We start from the raw sequence: 17,728 nt of genomic DNA, 5'->3' as shown, positions 1-17,728 counted from the left end.
AATGAAAAAAAAACACACAAAGATCTTACTTGTTGATGATGAGCCGGATATCTTAGAAATAGTAGGGTATAATTTAACCCAAGAAGGATATCAAATTTTTACTGCTGCAAATGGTAAAGAAGCTATAGCTAAAGCCAAAAAAGAAGTGCCTGACTTAATTATTATGGATGTAATGATGCCAGAAATGGATGGAATGGAAGCTTGTGAGAACATTAGAAAAATCCCTGAATTAAGTAATGTTATCATAACTTTTTTAACTGCTCGCAGCGAAGATTACTCTCAAGTTGCCGGTTTTGATGCTGGTGCAGATGATTATATCACTAAACCAATAAAACCAAAATTGTTAGTTAGCAAAGTAAAAGCATTGTTAAGACGATTAAAGGAAAAAGAGCAAAATAGCGAAACCTTAAACGTAGGCGGAATCGAAATCAATAGAGAAGAATATAAAATTGTTCAAGACGGTGTAGAAATATCATTGCCAAGAAAAGAATTTGAATTGTTCTATTTATTAGCTTCAAAACCAGGAAAAGTTTTTAAACGTGATGAAATTCTAGATAAAGTTTGGGGTAACGAGGTTGTTGTAGGTGGTAGGACAATAGACGTACATATTAGAAAACTACGTGAAAAAATAGGTGAAGATTTTTTTAAAACAATAAAAGGAGTAGGTTATAAGTTTGAAGTGTAGGCAAGTAGTTGTTTATCAAACTCTTTTATTAAATAATCTACCTACTATAAATGAAAATAAGTTTTAAAAAAACCTATAAATTCGCTGTAAAATCCGCATTGTTCATTAGCGTTTTTGCAACAGCATTTGCTGTGTTGCTCGCTAGTATTATTTTTGAGAATGATCTTCAAAAGCTGTTCTTATTTGGGATGGTTTTTATATTTATAATTTATGTTTTCTCATTTTTAGTTTTACAATACCGTGTGGAGCATTTTATATACCGACGCGTAAAAAAGATTTATGATGATGTCTCGCTTTTAGAATCTAGTACTTTTATCAATCAACCCATCACTACAGATATGGAAACATTGACTAGAGAAGTAAAGAAGTTTGCTACTGATAAAAAACTGGAAATAGAAATGTTGCAAGTAAGAGAACAGTATAGGAGGGAATTCTTAGGTAATGTTTCGCATGAATTAAAAACGCCTTTATTTACAGTTCAAGGGTATATTTCGACACTTCTGGACGGAGCAATGGAAGACAAAGCCATTAGAAAAAAATACCTAAAACGTGCCGAAAAAGGAGTAGAACGTTTAATCTATATTGTTGAAGATCTTGATATGATTACCAAGCTTGAAGTGGGCGATTTGAATTTAGATTATTCTGAGTTTGATATTGTGGAGCTAATTCAAAATGTTTTTGATTTGTTGGAAATGAAAGCTGAGAAAAAGAAAATAACTTTAGCATTCGAAAACTACCACATCCAGCCTAATTTTGTTAGAGCTGATAAAGATAGAGTGCAGCAAGTAATAGAGAACTTAATTGTAAACTCTATTAAATACGGAAAAAAAGAGGGGACTACAGAGGTTGCTGTAGTAAACTTAACTAAGAAAAAAGTTCTTGTTCGAATAAGTGATAACGGTGAAGGAATTGAAAAACAAAATATCCCACGACTTTTTGAACGTTTTTATCGCGTCAATAAAAGCGGTTCACGATCAGAGGGCGGTTCTGGATTAGGGCTCGCCATTGTGAAACATATTATAGAAGCTCACAAAGAGAAGATATATGTAGAAAGTGAATTTGGTATTGGTTCTGAGTTTTCTTTTACCATCGAAAAAGTGGTTAATAAATAAAATAGTAAAAGGCTGTTTCGAGATTTAGAAACAGCCTTTTTCTGTTAAATTAATGGTATTATTAACTACACAATACTATAGATAGGTAAATAGGCATCCCAAAGGTGATATTAAAAGGGAAGGTTATTGCCAGCGCCATAGGTAAAAAAATACCTGGATTTGCCTTTGGTACCGCAATCTTCATTGCGGCAGGAACTGCAATATAGGAAGCACTCGAAGCGAGAACTGCAAATATAAATCGGTTACCAATATCGTCTGTTATAAAATGAGTGACATAAGCTACAATGATTCCGTTGATCAATGGAATAATAATGGCAAAGAAAAAACTGAACCAACCACTTTTAAAAAAGTCATTCAATTTACGACCACTTACAATTCCCATGTCTAGTAAAAATATCGCTAGAAATCCTTTGAACATATCTGTTGTAAAAGGTTTGATTCCCAAAGCTTGTTGATCGCTTGCCAAAAGACCTATGATCAAACTTCCTGTAATTAAAAGCACACTACCATTAGTAAAAGAATGTTTTACCAGCGAACTCATTTTGGTGCTATGAATTTCGTTTTTATTATACAATCGAATTAAAATTACACCCACAATTATTGCTGGCGCTTCCATAAGTGCCATAACGGCAACCATATGCCCGCTAAAAGTGTAGTTTTGCATTTCTAAAAAAGTTATGGCGGTCACAAATGTTACTGCGCTTACAGAGCCATACGCAGCAGCGATAGCGCCAGAGTTTTCGATACTAAAATACCTTTTTAGAATAAAGAAACTATAGAACGGAATAAGCACTGCAATTAAGATTCCAAATGCAACAGACCAAATAATATCCAGCGTGAAATAACTATGCGCCAATTCCTGACCTCCTTTAAAACCGATGGAGAAAAGCAGGTAAAGCGAGATGAATTTTGAAGAGTTTTTTGGGATTTCTAAATCACTTTTTAAACGAACAGCGATGATACCAAGTAAGAAAAAGAGTAAGGCTGGATTAGTGATGTTTTCAAGTAGTAAGTCAAAGTTCATTTTAAGTTTTTTAAGATAGATTTATTTTTTTGTTGCACGTTCTAGTCGGTCATTAATGGAGCGTCCCAAACCATGTTTTGGAAATTTTTCGGCAATAATAACATCTAGTTGCAATTGATCTAGTTGGTGTAATGCGTCATACAAGTGGGTTGCGGCTTCCGCCAAATTTCCATTGGTAGATAATACTTTTTGGGTCACGATGTTTTGATCGTCATGCCGATCTCGAAAAGTCAATAAGCCAATTCTTTTTGTTTTAAATAGAGACAGCGTTTCGCTGATATTTGTAGTTAAGATGGTTTGTGTTTTTGGCGCATAATGTCTAGACAACATTCCTGGTGCAGCTGGTGCTTCTTCTGAATGCCTGTTGATTTTTAATGTGCCAATTACAGCTTCAATTTCTTCAATTGTCACAGATCCTAGTCGATATAAAACAGCCGATTCATTTTCAAATCCTATTATAGTCGATTCTATCCCGCTGCGACATTCGCCTCCTTCTAAAACCGTCAATGATGATGTACTAAAATAGTTGGCAACATGAGATGCTTTGGTTGGACTTATGGAACCAAACGGATTTGCACTTGGCGCCGCCAGCGGAAAGTTCAATTGTTTCAAAAGAGATAATGCGACTGGGTGATTGGGAACTCGAATCGCAACAGTGTCTTTTCCTGCAGTTACGAGATCCGGAATGTTTGCTTGCTTTTTTAGAACCAAAGTCAAGGGTCCAGGCCAAAAAGTATCGGCTAGTACTTGTGCTTTTTTAGGAATTTCGGCAGCAATCAACTTTAAATCATCAACCGATTTGATATGTACAATGAGCGGATTGTAAAATGGTCGTTGTTTCAATTCGAAAATCTTTTTGAGAGCGATTGCACTAAAAGCATTGCCTGCCAGACCGTAAACCGTTTCAGTAGGAATAGCTACAATTTCGTTTTGATTTAAAAGTGAAGCGGCGTCTGGTATTGAAGAGCTAATTAAGGCCATTTTTAAATTTTAAAATCTTTTAGAGTGGGTTTATTGCGTTAGTTTTATGCTTTTAATGCTGTTTTTTCAATAGGAACTAAGGTAATTTGTATATTACCCTCTATTTTAAATTGCATGTTATTTGCTGTAGAATAAGCGACTAAATCCGAAATATTGTCTGCGGCATCGGTAAGCAATTCAACTCTAAGTTTTGAGTGCGAATTTTTTTCGTTAAATCTAATTTCGTTACTAAAATGTTCTAATTGATGAAAGTTGATTTTGCTGTTTATTAATCCTAGTAAGATTTTCTTAGCTTCAAGCGGCGCGTATTCCCCTTCAACTAATTGGAACTGTAATTCTTTTTCTGTTTTCATTGCTTTGATTGTTTAATTTGCTGCAAATGTAAAACGGTCAATCCATTTGTTTTTATTTATATTTGTAATGAAATCCATAAAATATTTTTATGAACTATACTTTGCATCAGTTATATGTTTTTTTAAAGGTGGCTCAAAACAAGAGCATTACTAAGGCCGCTGTAGAACTACATCTTACACAACCAGCTGTTTCGATACAGTTAAAAAATTTTCAAGATCAATTTGAATTTCCATTGACGGAGGTAATTGGCAGGAAACTGTATGTTACTGATTTTGGACAAGAGATCGCTGTCGCTGCTGAGAAGGTACTTAATGAAGTAGAAGCGATTAATTACAAAACCTTGTCTTACAAAGGGGAATTGAGCGGACGCTTAAAAATTTCTATTGTTTCTACTGGTAAATATGTTATGCCTTATTTTCTTTCTGATTTTTTGAAAAACAATCCGGGAGTAGATTTGATTTTGGATGTAACCAATAAAAAGCAGGTCCTAGAAAGTTTAGAGCACAATGAAGTCGACTTTTCCTTGGTTTCGGTTTTGCCAGATTCAATACAAATTGAAAAAGTAGAACTGTTACCTAATGAACTTTATATGATGGTAAACGCAAGTCAAACTTTAGATAAAAAAAAATATGAAGTTTCTGTTTTAGAGGAACTGGCTGTTATTTACCGTGAGGAGGGTTCAGGAACGCGCTATGTGATGGAGAAATTTATTGATAACAATAATCTCAATGTTCCTAAAAAAGTAGAACTCACAGGAAATGAAGCGGTAAAGCAAGCTGTTTTGGCGGGATTGGGTTGCTCTATTATGCCATTAATAGGGGTGAAAAACGAACTCAATAATGGGAGTTTGCAAATTGTACCGGTAAAAGGATTACCTATAAAGTCAAATTGGAATTTGATTTGGTTAAAAGGAAAGAAGTTTTCTCCGGTCGCAAGTGCTTATTTGGAGTTTATCCAAAACCATAAAGAGCGCATTATAGATGATTCTTTTAAATGGATTAAAGATAAAAAGTAAAAAACAGTTCATAGTAGATTGGAAGTGTTTCTTTTTTTTAAGTGTAGTTACTCTTTTAAAAGCACTGTAAATTAAAGGATTTTTAGATTTTTTGTAGGTTATATTTTGGTTTTTATAGGGTTAAAAAATTGTAAAAATTAAGTTAATTTTTTAATAATTCGGTAACATTAACTTTACAATGCAATAGCATCTTTGCTAAAAAAAATTAAGAATCTATTCCACCATGAAAAAACTTTTAATTGCACTTTGTATAATTAGTACAGGAATGCTTCAGGCGCAAGAACTGAGTAAGGACATTATCACAAAAGAGGTGGTTCGTGTTTTGGACTCTATCAACAAAGTAAAGGCAGCTGAAGAAAAAGCAAAGCCCAAAAAGGATGCCCAATGGTATGATAAAATTAGTATTAGGGGTTATGCGCAAGTGAGGTACAACGGTTTGTTATCTACAAATGACAAAGTATCCTGTGAGCAATGTGATAAATCCTGGGGTACGACTGCGATTGGTGACGACGTGAAATCAAACAATGGATTCTTTATTAGACGAGCACGTATTGTATTTTCAGGACAAATACACCCTAATGTATATTTCTACATTCAGCCAGATCTAGCCAGTTCACCGTCTAGTGGAGTTAATAATTTTTTGCAATTACGAGATGCTTATTTTGACTTATCATTTGATAAAAAGAAGGAGTACAGAGTAAGGATAGGACAAAGTAAAGTTCCTTTTGGATTTGAAAACATGCAATCAAGTCAAAATCGATTGACTCTAGACCGTAACGATGCCTTGAACAGTGCTGTTGCAAATGAGCGTGATTTAGGAGCATTTTTCTATTGGGCGCCAAGCGAAATAAGAGAGCGTTTTGCTATGCTTGTCAAAGATGGGTATAAAGGATCAGGAGATTATGGTGTTTTTGCATTTGGAGCTTACAATGGGCAAACCTCAAATAAATCAGAAGGGAATAGAAATCTACATGTTGTGACGAGAGTGAGTTATCCATTTGTAATAGGAAATCAAATTATTGAACCAGGAATTCAAGCATATACGGGTAAGTGGGCTTTTGGAAGCGAAATTTCATCAGGGGTGACAGTAAATAACAAGCAAAACACTTTAGACCAAAGAATAGCGGCCTCTTTTGTATTGTATCCAAAACCATTTGGTATTCAAACAGAATATAATATTGGTAAAGGACCTCGTTACAATAAGCTGACCAATTCAGTTGATGTATCGCATTTAGAAGGAGGGTATATCACACTAAATTACAAGTGGGATTTACCAAAAAATCAATTGCTATATCCATTTGCTAAATTTCAGTATTACGATGGCGGAAAGAAATTTGAGAAAGATGCTAGAAGTTATACAGTGAGAGATTATGAGTTGGGATTAGAGTGGCAGCCTTTTAAAGCGTTTGAGTTAACGGCTACTTATGTGATTGCTGACAGGACATTTGAAGATAGCGCACTTAAAGACAATAGGCAAAAAGGAAATTTATTGCGATTACAAGCGCAGTTTAATTTTTAGATCAAAATAATATAATATAAACTTCAAATGCTTTTAAAAAAGTGTTTGAAGTTTTTTTATGTCTATAATTTAGGCAATTAATTTGAATTGAAACCATTCTGTTATTTAGTTGTTATTTATTAACTGTCTATTTATTAAATACTTAGTTACTTTTATTGACCTTAGCTTATCGTTATGTTAACCTTGTCTTAATGCTTAAGGTCTTTATTAACATTAATTTTGCACGGCAATAACACAACAATAACAAATAATTAAAATGAAGAAATTTTTATTAAGTATAGTGCTTCTGTTTACGCTATTAACATCGGCTCAGGAAAATAAAATTGAAGTAAAAGAGGTTGCTAAAAAAACAGAATTATCACAATATCTTAATTCAAGTAAAAAACTTGGATTTACCGAAAAAGACAGTTTATTTCAAGTAAATATTGGGTTTAGAGTTCAAAGTAGAATAGGTTACGGTAAAGAAGAAGGTAATTCTGGAATTGTAGAAGGCGAAATTAGAAGGATGCGTTTAAAACTAGACGGTTTTGTTTATAATCCAAGGTTTGGTTATAAAGTAGAATTGGGTTTTTCGGCAAGAGATATAGGTACAGTAGTGGTAGGGAATAGTGGAAATGTAATTCTAGACGGAGTACTTTTTTATAAGGCGACTCCAAGTTTTACTATTGGTTTTGGTCAAACAAAATTACCAGGAAATAACCAACGTGTAATTTCGTCCAATTCATTAGAACTTACAGATCGTTCCATCAATAATTCAAAGTTTAATATTGACCGTGATTTTGGAGTCTTTTTAGATTATTCAAAAGGGAATGCAACTCATTTTGCCTACGCATTAAAAGGGGCAATTACTAAAGGAGAAGGTAGGAACTGGGTGAAGACAAAAGATGACGGAATTGCATTGACAGGAAAGGTTGAGTTGTTCCCTTTGGGATCGTTTACTAAAAACGGTTCTAATTTTGAAGCCGATTTAATGAGAGAGAAATCAGTAAAGTGGATGATTTCTGGGGCTTTTAGCCAAAACAATAATGCATTACGATCTCAAGGACAGTTAGGAAGTAGTTTATATGAGTCAAGAACTTTACAGTCGTTGTTTTTTGATACGATGTTAAAATACAAAGGATGGGCAGCTTCTGCAGCTTATATGTCAAGAATGACTGATAACCCAATTACAGTAAGTGCGACAGATGTTACTAAAAGTCAGGCCGTTTTTGTAGGTCACGGAGTAGACACACAATTGAGTTATTTGTTTCCTTCAAATTATCAAATTATAGGTAGGTTCTCAACTCAAAAAGTGGATAAAGATATTGAAACCATTAGTCCTAATGTGGATGAATACACCATTGGATTATCTAAGTATATTTTTGGACATAAAATTAAACTTCAAGGGGAGTTCTCTTACGATAATATAAAAAATTATGGAGGAAGCGTTGATAATAATTGGTATGCACGTTTTCAAGTTGAAATAGGAATCTAATTAACGTTTTTTAATGTTAAGTAATTAATGCAAATAAGCTAAATAGTAAAAATTGTATAATGGTAGCTTAACGCAAAGTTAACATTGCCGTAGTACTTTTGTAAAAAATAAGAATAATAAATAACAAAAAAATAAAATGAACAAAACTAAATTGTTTTTAATCTTACCATTAATTGGTATGTTAAGTTGTGGTAAAGCTAAAACTGAAGATAAAGGAACTGAAAGCACATCAGCGGCTGTATCAGTAACTATTAAAGGAAGTGATACAGTATTGCCATTAGCTCAAAAAGAAGCAGAAGAGTTAATGAAAGCAGATGCTAATGTAAGTGTAACTGTTGTAGGTGGTGGTTCTGGTGTAGGTTTAACCGCTTTGATTGACGGAACTACTGATATTGCTATGGCTTCAAGAGATATGAAAACAGAGGAGAAATTAAAATTCTCTGAAATGAAAAAAGAAATCGAAGAAGTAATTATTGCTTATGATGCATTAACAGTAATTGTTAATCCAGCCAATAAAGTGTCTAAATTAACACGTGAGCAATTAGAAAAAATCTTTACAGGTCAAATTACAAATTGGAAAGAAGTAGGTGGAGAAGATGCTAAAATTGTAGCGTATTCAAGAGAATCTTCTTCTGGAACGTATGAGTTTTTTAAGGATGAGGTTTTAGACAAGAAAAACTATGCTTCAAATATATTGAGTTTACCTGCAACTGGAGCAATCGTCCAAGCAGTAGGACAAACTAAAGGAGCTATTGGATACATTGGATTGGCTTACGAAACTAAAGAAGTGAAACAACTGGCAGTTTCTTATGATCAAGGAAAAACTTTTATCGAGCCTTCTGTAGCAAGTGCAAAAGATAAAACATACCCAATTTCAAGACCATTGTTTTATATGTTTGATAAAACAAATGCAGCTAAAGTAAAAACAATTGTTGATTTTGCTTTATCTGATGCAGGGCAAAAAATTGTTGGAGAAGTAGGTTACGTACCATTGAAATAATAAAAAAAGTTAATTGTTATAGTTATAAAAAGGTTGTCTTTCGAGGCAGCCTTTTTTTGTTTGCGAAGGCTTGATTCTACTGCGATTTTATCATCTTGCTTAACATTAAGTTAACATAAGGATAACAATGTAAGAACATTGAAAGCGAATACCTGACGTAATTTTGTTGAAAATAAAATAAACTGATTTGAAAACAAATTTTAAAAAGATTAAAGAGAAAATTATTGAAACTATTTTAATGCTAAGTAGTGCTGCTACTAGTATTACAGTTGTTTTAATTGTCTTTTTTCTATTCATTGAAGGAGCAGGTGTTTTTAGTAAAAAACCTATTGACGACGGTTTTTTATTGGCAGTTTCAGTTGATAATCCAGTAAGAAAATTAAAACCTTCGGAGATAAAGGATATTTATGATCAAAAAATCACGAATTGGAAAGAACTTGGAGGCAAAGATGTACCGATCGTTTTGTTTAGAGCCGGTGATATCACAGATTATTACACAGAAGAAGAGTTAGGTAAAAACTTTGAATTTTTTCCAGATAAAATCAATGAGCTTGTCGCCAAAACGCCTGGGATTATTGCCTTTTTTTCGGATAAATACAAAGCCAAGGATTTTAAAGGAAGGGAACTTGATATTGATAAAATAAAAGTATCTGAATTTTTATCTGGCGAAGAATGGTTTCCTACAGCGCAGCCAATTGCGCAAATGGGAGTGAAACCATTGATATACGGAACGCTATGGGTGAGTTTTGGTGCTATTTTATTGGCTTTGCCAATAGGATTAGCCGCTGCAATTTATTTAAGTGAAATAGCTAAAAAAAGAACAAGAAGTATCTTGAAGCCTATAATTGAATTACTAGCAGGAATTCCATCAGTAGTTTATGGTTTCTTTGGATTGGTGATTATTGTACCGCTTATACAAAGCACTTTTAATTTACCGGTAGGAGAAACAGGATTAGCAGGAAGTGTTGTGCTAGCAATTATGGCTTTACCTACAATCATCACAATTTCTGAAGATGCCATGCGCAATACGCCACGCGCTATGAAAGAAGCCAGTTTAGCATTAGGGGCAAGTCAATGGCAAACAATTTATAAAGTCGTTATGCCTTATTCAGCTTCTGGTATTACCGCTGGAGCGATATTAGGAATAGGTAGAGCAATTGGAGAAACAATGGCCGTATTAATGGTTACCGGTAATGCAGCAGTGATACCTACAACTTTGTTAGAGCCGGTAAGAACAATTCCAGCAACTATTGCAGCAGAACTTGGTGAAGCGCCAAACGGTGGTTTGCATTACGAAGCATTATTTGCATTGGGGTGTATCTTATTTATCATAACGTTTGTAATCAACATGTTGGTAGAAGTGGTTACCAATAGAAAATCGCATAAAAAACATTAATATGAGCGCAGAAAATAAATTAGCAAAGAAAAAAAGAAGGAGCCAGAACATTGCTTTTGGTGTTTTTACCTTTACAAGTTACGCTATTGTAGCACTGCTATTCGTGATTTTAGCCTTCATTGTCATCAAAGGAATAGGGGTTATTAGTTGGGAGTTTATATCAGAAATGCCTAAAAACGGAATGACCGAGGGTGGGATTTTTCCAGCCATTGTAGGAACGCTTTGTTTGGTTTTGGTAAGTATGGTATTTGCTTTTCCAGTAGGAGTATTAGCGGCAATTTACATGAATGAATACGTAAAAGACGGTATTGTAAAAAAAATCATCAAACAAATGACAAACAACTTAGCTGGTGTTCCGTCTATTGTTTTTGGACTTTTTGGAATGTCACTTTTTGTTAATAAAATGGGTTTTGGAGATTCAATTTTAGCAGGGGGATTAACATTAGGTTTACTAGTTTTGCCTATTGTAATTAGAACCACTGAAGAGTCTTTAAAAGCGGTTGATAATACTTTTAGACAAGCCAGTTATGGTTTAGGAGCCAGTAAATGGGAAACAACAAGTAAAATTGTATTTCCAATTGCTTTCCCTAACGTGATAACAGGACTAATTTTATCAATAGGAAGAGTTTCTGGTGAAACGGCACCAATTTTATTTACAGTAGCTGCCTATTTTTTACCTAAATTGCCTACATCAATATTTGATCAAGCAATGGCTTTGCCATATCACCTTTATGTAATCTCAACAAGTGGTACAAATATTGAGGCTTCTAGAGCGATGGCTTATGGAACAGCACTGGTATTAATTATAATTGTATTAATTTCTAATTTATTAGCGAATGCACTTCGTAAATATTACGGAAAAAAAGTAAAAATGAATTAACATGCATAAAATAGAATCAAAAAACGTAAATTTTAATTACGGCGACTTTCAAGCATTACACGATATTTCGATATCAATGAAAGAAAATACAGTAACGGCTTTAATTGGGCCATCTGGTTGCGGTAAGTCTACCTATTTGCGTTTGTTAAATAGAATGAATGACCTGATTGATGATACGCACATGACTGGGAGTATTTTAATTGATGGTCAGGATATCTATGATAAACATACTAACGTAGATGATTTACGTAAAAATGTTGGAATGGTTTTTCAAAAACCAAACCCTTTTCCTAAAACTATTTTCGAAAATGTAGCCTACGGATTAAGAGTAAATGGAATTACAGATAAAAAAGAAATTGAAGAGCGCGTAATCACTTCTATTGAGCAAGTTGCACTTTGGGATGAGGTTAAAGACAAGCTTAAAAAATCGGCTTTTGAATTGTCAGGAGGACAACAACAGCGTCTTTGTATTGCTAGAGCATTGGCCATTCAGCCTTCTGTTTTATTGATGGATGAACCTACATCAGCTTTAGATCCTATATCTACTTCAAAAGTAGAAGAATTAATTTATGAATTAAAAAACAAATATACAATCGTGATTGTAACGCACAATATGCAGCAAGCAGGACGTGTAAGCGATAATACAGCTTTCTTCTATATGGGTAAGTTGATTGAGTATGATAAAACAAAGACAATCTTCACAAAACCAGCAATTAAGCAAACAGAAGATTATATAACAGGAAGGTTTGGATAAGAATGATTTTGATTTGAACTCAAAATCGTTTAACTTTAATCTTTAAATCGTTAATAAAATGGCATCACACTTAGAAACTGAGCTTGGAAAGCTTAAAAATATTATTATAAAAATTGGAACTTTAGCCGAATCTCAAGTGAGTGAAGCGATAAAGTCCTTGCTTTCAGAACCTACTTCTGAAACAAAAGAATTGAAAAAGACCGAAAGTAAAATTGATAAATTAGATATAAAAATTGACGATATCTGTCAAAGTGTTTTTGCGCTACAACAACCTGTTGCTTCTGATCTTCGTTTTATCATGTCGGCAATGCAAATCAGTAATGAAATTGAAAGAATAGGTGATTTGTCAATCAGTATTGTAAAGTTAACAAAGAGCATCAAAGACAAACATGAGTTAATTATTAAATTTGATGTTGAACTTATAGCAAGAGAGGTTGAAGAAGTTATTGCAATAACTAATGCTTGTTTTGAAAACTTGGATGAAGGGTTAATCGAAAGAATATTTATTTTAAACAATACGATCAAAAGCAAAAGTGAAGATGCAATAGATAATATTATTGCTGAAATGAAAAATAATTCAAAAACAGTTGTATCAGGAACTCACTTGATACTGGCATTAAAACATCTAGAAAGAATCTCTGATCACTGCACAAACGTAGCAGAATCAGTTTATTTTATGATTAATGCTAAAACTATCAAGCACGAAAAATTTACTGATAAGAAGTAAGTTTTTCTTATATAATTAGAGCACTCCCTTTGGTTCATTTAGGAACTAAAGGGAGTTTTTTATTAATATTAAGTCTGAAACACGCTAAATAATTCCTGCCAATCTAACTTAGATTTCAAACTTTTTAAACCTTGATAACGACCAACTTTTTGCAAGTCAGATATTTTAAAATCTTCTTGTTTGGCATAAGGAACTAGATTTTCTTTATCTAATTTTTCAGCAAGGTAGATTTGTTCATACTGTCCAGGTGTAGGAATGAAAAACGCTTTTTTTTCTAGTTTTACCAAGTCCATTATTGTAGTGTATCCAGATCTACATAAAACCAGTTCACTTTCATTAAAAGTTTGTTCCAGTTGGCGGCTACTCATGTAATTATAATAGATAGTCGTATCTATTACTTGTTTACTTTGTTCTTTCTCAACAATACCACTTATAAATACCACTTTGCCTTTGTACTCTTGTAGTTCTATTTTTAGTTTTTCTTCTAAAAGCCCTCTTTGCGGTTCAGGACCTGATAGAATAACCATCAAATCATATTTTATGGCGGTCGTTTTTTTATGCATTCGGCTTATGGGTCCCAAATACTTTATTTTAAAATTAGGATTTTCTAAGTGACTGAGTTCTCCAGCTAAATTTGGTTTTTGTTCAAAATCAGGAACCCAACATTCCACATATTTTTTAATAATACGTTGGTGTAATTTGCTGCTTAACCAAGTGCTATTTCCAGTCATTACGTTGAGTTGATGTGTAATGAAAACAGACGGAATTTCATTACTCAAAACTCCTAATCTATTATCAGATAGTATGCCGTCAATAGCGTATTTTTCGATCCATTTTTTAACTAGCTTTTTCTCTTTCCAAACGGCATCAATTATTTTAGGACTACTTTTAAGTAGTTTCCATTTAAAGTTTTTAGCTTTTTTAGCATATTCAATATGATATGAAGGCAGTTCTAGTGCTTTTATATAAGGAAATTCTTTTTTTAGTAAATCTAATGAAGCCCCATCAGAAGCTATTATCGGAATATAATTATGATCTTGCAATGCCTTAATAATAGGAATGCATCTTGTTGCGTGTCCCAAGCCCCAATTTAAAGGAGCTACTAATATCGTTCTACATTTATTGTCTACAATCATATTTAGAGCTATTTATATATTGTAAGTTACGGATACATTCGCTTTGCGGTATTTTCCTTGTATTACTAAACTATTAATTTATCAGGTTTTGTTAAAACGCTATTTTTATAGTTAAAAATAAGCCCTCAGCTGGATATTACCAGTGTGAATGGTTTGGTTTGTTTCACTTTTCCTACCTTGATAATTTAGATTAATATCTAAAAATTGGGTTAGGTTTTTTTGTACTAACAAACGCCATGTTAAGTTTTGACCATTTTGTAACCCTTCCAACATCTGAAAGCCTACAGCCGAGAATTCATCTCCAGAGAATTTGTTTTGATAAAAAGAAACCTCTCCATTGATCACAACTTTTTTAGAGCCACTGTAGGAGAATGAAGTTCCAAATCGGTTTTGTTGTAAAGACTCTAAAGCGCCAATTTGGTTTTCTTTATTTTGCAACTCATAAAAAATATCCCAACTGGTATTTTTCGAAAATAAATAACTAATCTTCGGTGCCAGTTGATAACCTGAAATGGTATAGTTTTTCTCGCTAAAGTTTTCGGAAATTGCTGTTGTTTTTATTGTTTTTGCAAAAGCATTAAACAACCAGCTTTTTTCATATAAATGGGTGTATTGTAACTGGTGCGAACCGTTTTTAGACTCTTGCGATCCTATCGAAAGTGAATTTTTTACTTGATTGTTTATGTAAGAATAAGTTACTGAATGTTTTTGTTTTCCTCTATTGTAAAACAAACTGTTTCTAAAACTAGCACTCAGTCCTAAGACGTTTTCCTGTGAATTATTAAAAGGATTTAATTCGAAATCGCCTCCAGTATTTTTGGTTTTTCTATCAATTATAAAAGAAGTTTGATTATAAAAAAGTGAAATCAATTTTTTTAAACCACTATCATTTTGCCATTGGTTGGGATTAAAAGTTAGCGCTTGAGAAAATTTTGTTTGATGGGTTTTTATATAAACTTGATTGGGTAAATAAATCCGAATGTATTTTGCTTGATCCACAAAAGGGGCTACTTCAAATTCTTGTAATTCTTGAATACCATTGCCATTATAGTCATTCCAGGTGTACACACCTTGTCCGTCAGCGACTTCTAAATAAGTGAATTCTTGTTGCGGTAAGGTTCCGGAATTTGTTTCGTAAGCTGATGTGCTTTGAATAAGTTGGTTGAAAAACCGATCGTTATAAACAATTCTAGAATTTAAAGAACGCTCTTTTTTCTTGCTTTCATCCATAAAACTAAGTGTTCTATAATTAGCATAAAACAATAAATCACTCTTTTCAGTTTGAATTAATTTTGATTTTAGGGTAAAAGTATGGGAGTTGTTAACCCTTTGTAAAATACCGTTTTGAATGCTATCATTCACTCTTTGTAAATAGGCTGCTTCTATAAAAACTTTTGTGCTGTCACCGCGTCCTAAGAAAATCCCATATTCAGAAAAGCGTTGGCTTATTAATGATAGCGCTTTAGTGGTTTTGTCTTTTTCTTGATTGTCTTCTAGTTTAAGGCGAGCTCCAACCCAGTTTTTGTAAAAGTGATACTTTATTTTTGAACTGCTTCTAATAAAGTTTGAAGTGTACAACTGGCCGTCGCTTTTTAAGTAACTCGAGTAGTTTTGAACGGTCCAGTTATGGAGTTTATAATTGGTGTTAAACAAATGTCGGTTTCCCGAAAAAAGAGAAGCAAAGTCTAATTTTTCGAATTGGTACTGAACAAAACCATTGCTTTTTTCATTTTCTGATGCTGTTACATTATAATTTAAACCCGTAGTCAGCAAACTTTGGTTGCTTAAAAAAGTAGTGTTTAAATTCCAATCTCTATCAAATTCTATGGTGTAAAGGCGCTCAACGGTTTTAAAATCTTGCTGTGTAAATTGATAATTTGCAAAAGCGTCTAAATTTCCTTTTTTAGAATACAACCGTTGCTTAATATTTACCTTTGTACTCAATCCTTTATTGTTATTATCGTCAATATTCGAAAATAAATTTTGATCGTTGTTGCTTACGCCAAGTTCTAAATCCACGATAGTTTTTTCAGATGGATTGTAGCGTCCTGTAAAAGTGGCTACTTGCAACTTATTGGGTGCTACTAATTGCGTGATGGGTTCATATTCTCCTTGCAGTATGCCATTTATTGGAGCAATGTATTCGTAAATTTTAGTGATACTCGAGGCATTGGTAAGTTGATAGTTTCCGTTGTTTATTCCTACTGATGTAAACCTGACATTATATAGTTCTTGTTTTGAGTCATTGGAATATTCGAAAATAGTAACTGCGTTGAAAATCTTTTTTACGTACAAGGTTTTATTGTCAGAGTAACTGTCAATATACGCCGAAGGAGCTGTCATTAAGTTAAGATCATCACCAGCGTTTCCTAATATTTGCACTTGCTCAGTAGAAAGATTTTGTTGTAAAGGTTGGTTTTTAAGGTCATTTTCTGAATATAAATAACCACCAAATTGCCAGTTTTTGTTTTTATGTGTGATGCCGTTATAGGTTACAAAACGGCTGTAATTACGGTCCGAATATTGGTATTCAATTATGATTCGCATTTCGGATGTAATTGGGAATAAAGGCGTAAAAATAATTTCTCCCGCGTTATAATCAATCGTGTAGTCTTTGTTCTCTCCTCTTTGTAGCAACAGTCCATTGACATAAACACGTTCTGATCCTGAAATTACCAAGACGTACAATTCACCGTTTTGTCCTTTTAATTTATAAGGACCTTGATTACCTTCACTTGCAGTAAAACTACTTTTGGCATATTGGCCTCTTACTAATGCTGCCGATGTGAATACACTTGTTTTATTGGCCTCCGAGCCAAAGTCAAAACTAGCATATAGTCCTTGTACTTTTTTATTAAAATTTAAAAATTGGGTATCATGATTTTCTAGAAATAAATCACCACCTCTAATTTTCCAACGATCACTGGCTAGTTCCATGAATATGTTGTCAAATTGATCTAATTTTTGAGAGTATCCCCCATCTTGCAGCGGAATATTACTGTCTTGTAAAGAAGCAGTTAAACTTACTTTTTCAGATAATTTACCTGTAATTTGTAATTCTAGATTGGAGTTTAAAACGGTATTTTGATTGTTACCCACAGTAAGCCCTCTGGTAATACTTCCAGAAGTATTTAAGCCGTCAAACGGAACTGTTTTTTCAGCTTGTTCTTCTTGAATTCTATAAAGTTTTTCGGTACCAATGTCTGTACTAACTACTTGAGCATCCTCGTAAATACTGTATTCTTTAGTAAGGTAATCAGGGAATTTTAAGTAATTTATCGTCAAAGAATCAGTAGTTAATAATAGTGGTTCTTTTAAAAGTAAAATCCCTTTCAGAAAATCAACTTGGTAATAACTACGGTCAATTATTTTACCATGATTGTCGATTATGTTGAAGTAATTAGAGTTGATGCTTACCTTTTCTAAAGCGATAGAATCCTTGCTTGGTGCTATTTTTTTTGTGGTGTATAACGAATTATCCTTCTGAGCATACAGTCCAGAAAAAAAAACCAGTGCTATAAAAAGTAGTCCTTTTTTTAACATAAAGAGAATAACGTCTATAAGCCAAAAGTAGTGTATTCTTTAGCTAATTTTCGCGTAAGCTGCAAAAGAAAAAAAGATATCGAGACTAGCTTTTAGCAAAAAAGGCTCGATCTCGATATACTTTAGAA

The 17,728-nt window shown here is 33.3% G+C and carries 15 protein-coding genes; 10 read left to right on the top strand and 5 right to left on the bottom strand.

The features are described 5' to 3' along the window. Window position 1 precedes the first annotated feature (1 nt). Complete coding sequence (locus HNP99_RS02295; protein WP_173850845.1) at window positions 2-685, top strand: response regulator transcription factor; 684 nt, start codon at window positions 2-4, stop codon at window positions 683-685. 50 nt (window positions 686-735) lie between these two features. Further along, entirely contained in the window at window positions 736-1,797 is a 1,062-nt protein-coding gene (locus tag HNP99_RS02290; protein ID WP_173850843.1) for a sensor histidine kinase, read from the top strand. 61 nt (window positions 1,798-1,858) lie between these two features. Here the strand turns inward: HNP99_RS02290 and HNP99_RS02285 are convergent, their stop codons facing one another. Genes HNP99_RS02285 through HNP99_RS02275 form a run of 3 tightly spaced genes read right to left on the bottom strand, consistent with a single transcriptional unit; the run spans window position 1,859 to window position 4,155 of the window. Next, on the bottom strand, window positions 1,859-2,821 hold the full coding sequence (locus HNP99_RS02285) for a sodium-dependent bicarbonate transport family permease (RefSeq protein WP_173850841.1): 963 nt from the start codon (window positions 2,819-2,821) through the stop codon (window positions 1,859-1,861). A 21-nt stretch (window positions 2,822-2,842) separates the two neighbouring features. Further along, the gene (locus tag HNP99_RS02280) at window positions 2,843-3,802 is read right to left on the bottom strand and encodes an L-threonylcarbamoyladenylate synthase (RefSeq protein WP_173850839.1); all 960 of its coding nucleotides are present in this window, start codon (window positions 3,800-3,802) and stop codon (window positions 2,843-2,845) included. Between the two features lie 44 nt (window positions 3,803-3,846). Further along, on the bottom strand, window positions 3,847-4,155 hold the full coding sequence (locus tag HNP99_RS02275) for a hypothetical protein (RefSeq protein ID WP_173850837.1): 309 nt from the start codon (window positions 4,153-4,155) through the stop codon (window positions 3,847-3,849). Window positions 4,156-4,244: 89 nt separating this feature from the next. Between HNP99_RS02275 and HNP99_RS02270 the strand changes: the two genes are divergently transcribed. The 8 genes from HNP99_RS02270 (at window position 4,245) to phoU (ending at window position 12,921) form a co-directional block, all read left to right on the top strand. After that, window positions 4,245-5,171: a LysR family transcriptional regulator gene (locus HNP99_RS02270; RefSeq protein WP_173850835.1), complete on the top strand. Its 927-nt coding sequence runs from the start codon at window positions 4,245-4,247 to the stop codon at window positions 5,169-5,171. Window positions 5,172-5,394: 223 nt separating this feature from the next. Then, entirely contained in the window at window positions 5,395-6,690 is a 1,296-nt protein-coding gene (locus HNP99_RS02265) for a porin (RefSeq protein ID WP_173850833.1), read from the top strand. Window positions 6,691-6,946: 256 nt separating this feature from the next. Then, window positions 6,947-8,164 (top strand): porin family protein, encoded by a 1,218-nt coding sequence (locus HNP99_RS02260; protein ID WP_173850831.1) that lies wholly within the window; start codon window positions 6,947-6,949, stop codon window positions 8,162-8,164. A 136-nt stretch (window positions 8,165-8,300) separates the two neighbouring features. After that, window positions 8,301-9,164 (top strand): PstS family phosphate ABC transporter substrate-binding protein, encoded by an 864-nt coding sequence (locus tag HNP99_RS02255; RefSeq protein ID WP_173850829.1) that lies wholly within the window; start codon window positions 8,301-8,303, stop codon window positions 9,162-9,164. A gap of 187 nt (window positions 9,165-9,351) precedes the next feature. After that, entirely contained in the window at window positions 9,352-10,560 is a 1,209-nt protein-coding gene (pstC, locus tag HNP99_RS02250) for a phosphate ABC transporter permease subunit PstC (RefSeq protein ID WP_225738097.1), read from the top strand. Window position 10,561: 1 nt separating this feature from the next. After that, window positions 10,562-11,440, top strand: coding sequence for a phosphate ABC transporter permease PstA (pstA, locus tag HNP99_RS02245; protein WP_173850827.1), 879 nt, complete (start codon window positions 10,562-10,564; stop codon window positions 11,438-11,440). 1 nt (window position 11,441) lies between these two features. Then, a complete protein-coding gene (gene pstB / locus HNP99_RS02240; protein ID WP_173850825.1) occupies window positions 11,442-12,194 on the top strand; it encodes a phosphate ABC transporter ATP-binding protein PstB in 753 nt (250 codons plus the stop codon). A gap of 58 nt (window positions 12,195-12,252) precedes the next feature. Further along, window positions 12,253-12,921, top strand: coding sequence for a phosphate signaling complex protein PhoU (gene phoU / locus HNP99_RS02235; RefSeq protein ID WP_173850823.1), 669 nt, complete (start codon window positions 12,253-12,255; stop codon window positions 12,919-12,921). Window positions 12,922-12,989: 68 nt separating this feature from the next. Here phoU and HNP99_RS02230 read toward each other — a convergent pair whose 3' ends face one another. Then, complete coding sequence (locus tag HNP99_RS02230) at window positions 12,990-14,057, bottom strand: glycosyltransferase (protein WP_173850821.1); 1,068 nt, start codon at window positions 14,055-14,057, stop codon at window positions 12,990-12,992. Between the two features lie 111 nt (window positions 14,058-14,168). Continuing rightward, window positions 14,169-17,600, bottom strand: coding sequence for a hypothetical protein (locus HNP99_RS02225; RefSeq protein WP_173850819.1), 3,432 nt, complete (start codon window positions 17,598-17,600; stop codon window positions 14,169-14,171). Window positions 17,601-17,728 lie beyond the last annotated feature (128 nt).

It is taken from the genome of Flavobacterium gelidicaeli (assembly GCF_013294005.1).
Classification (GTDB): Bacteria; Bacteroidota; Bacteroidia; order Flavobacteriales; family Flavobacteriaceae; genus Flavobacterium.
Note: the sequence above shows the minus strand (reverse complement) of the source record. Positions and strands in the feature narration are given on the sequence as shown.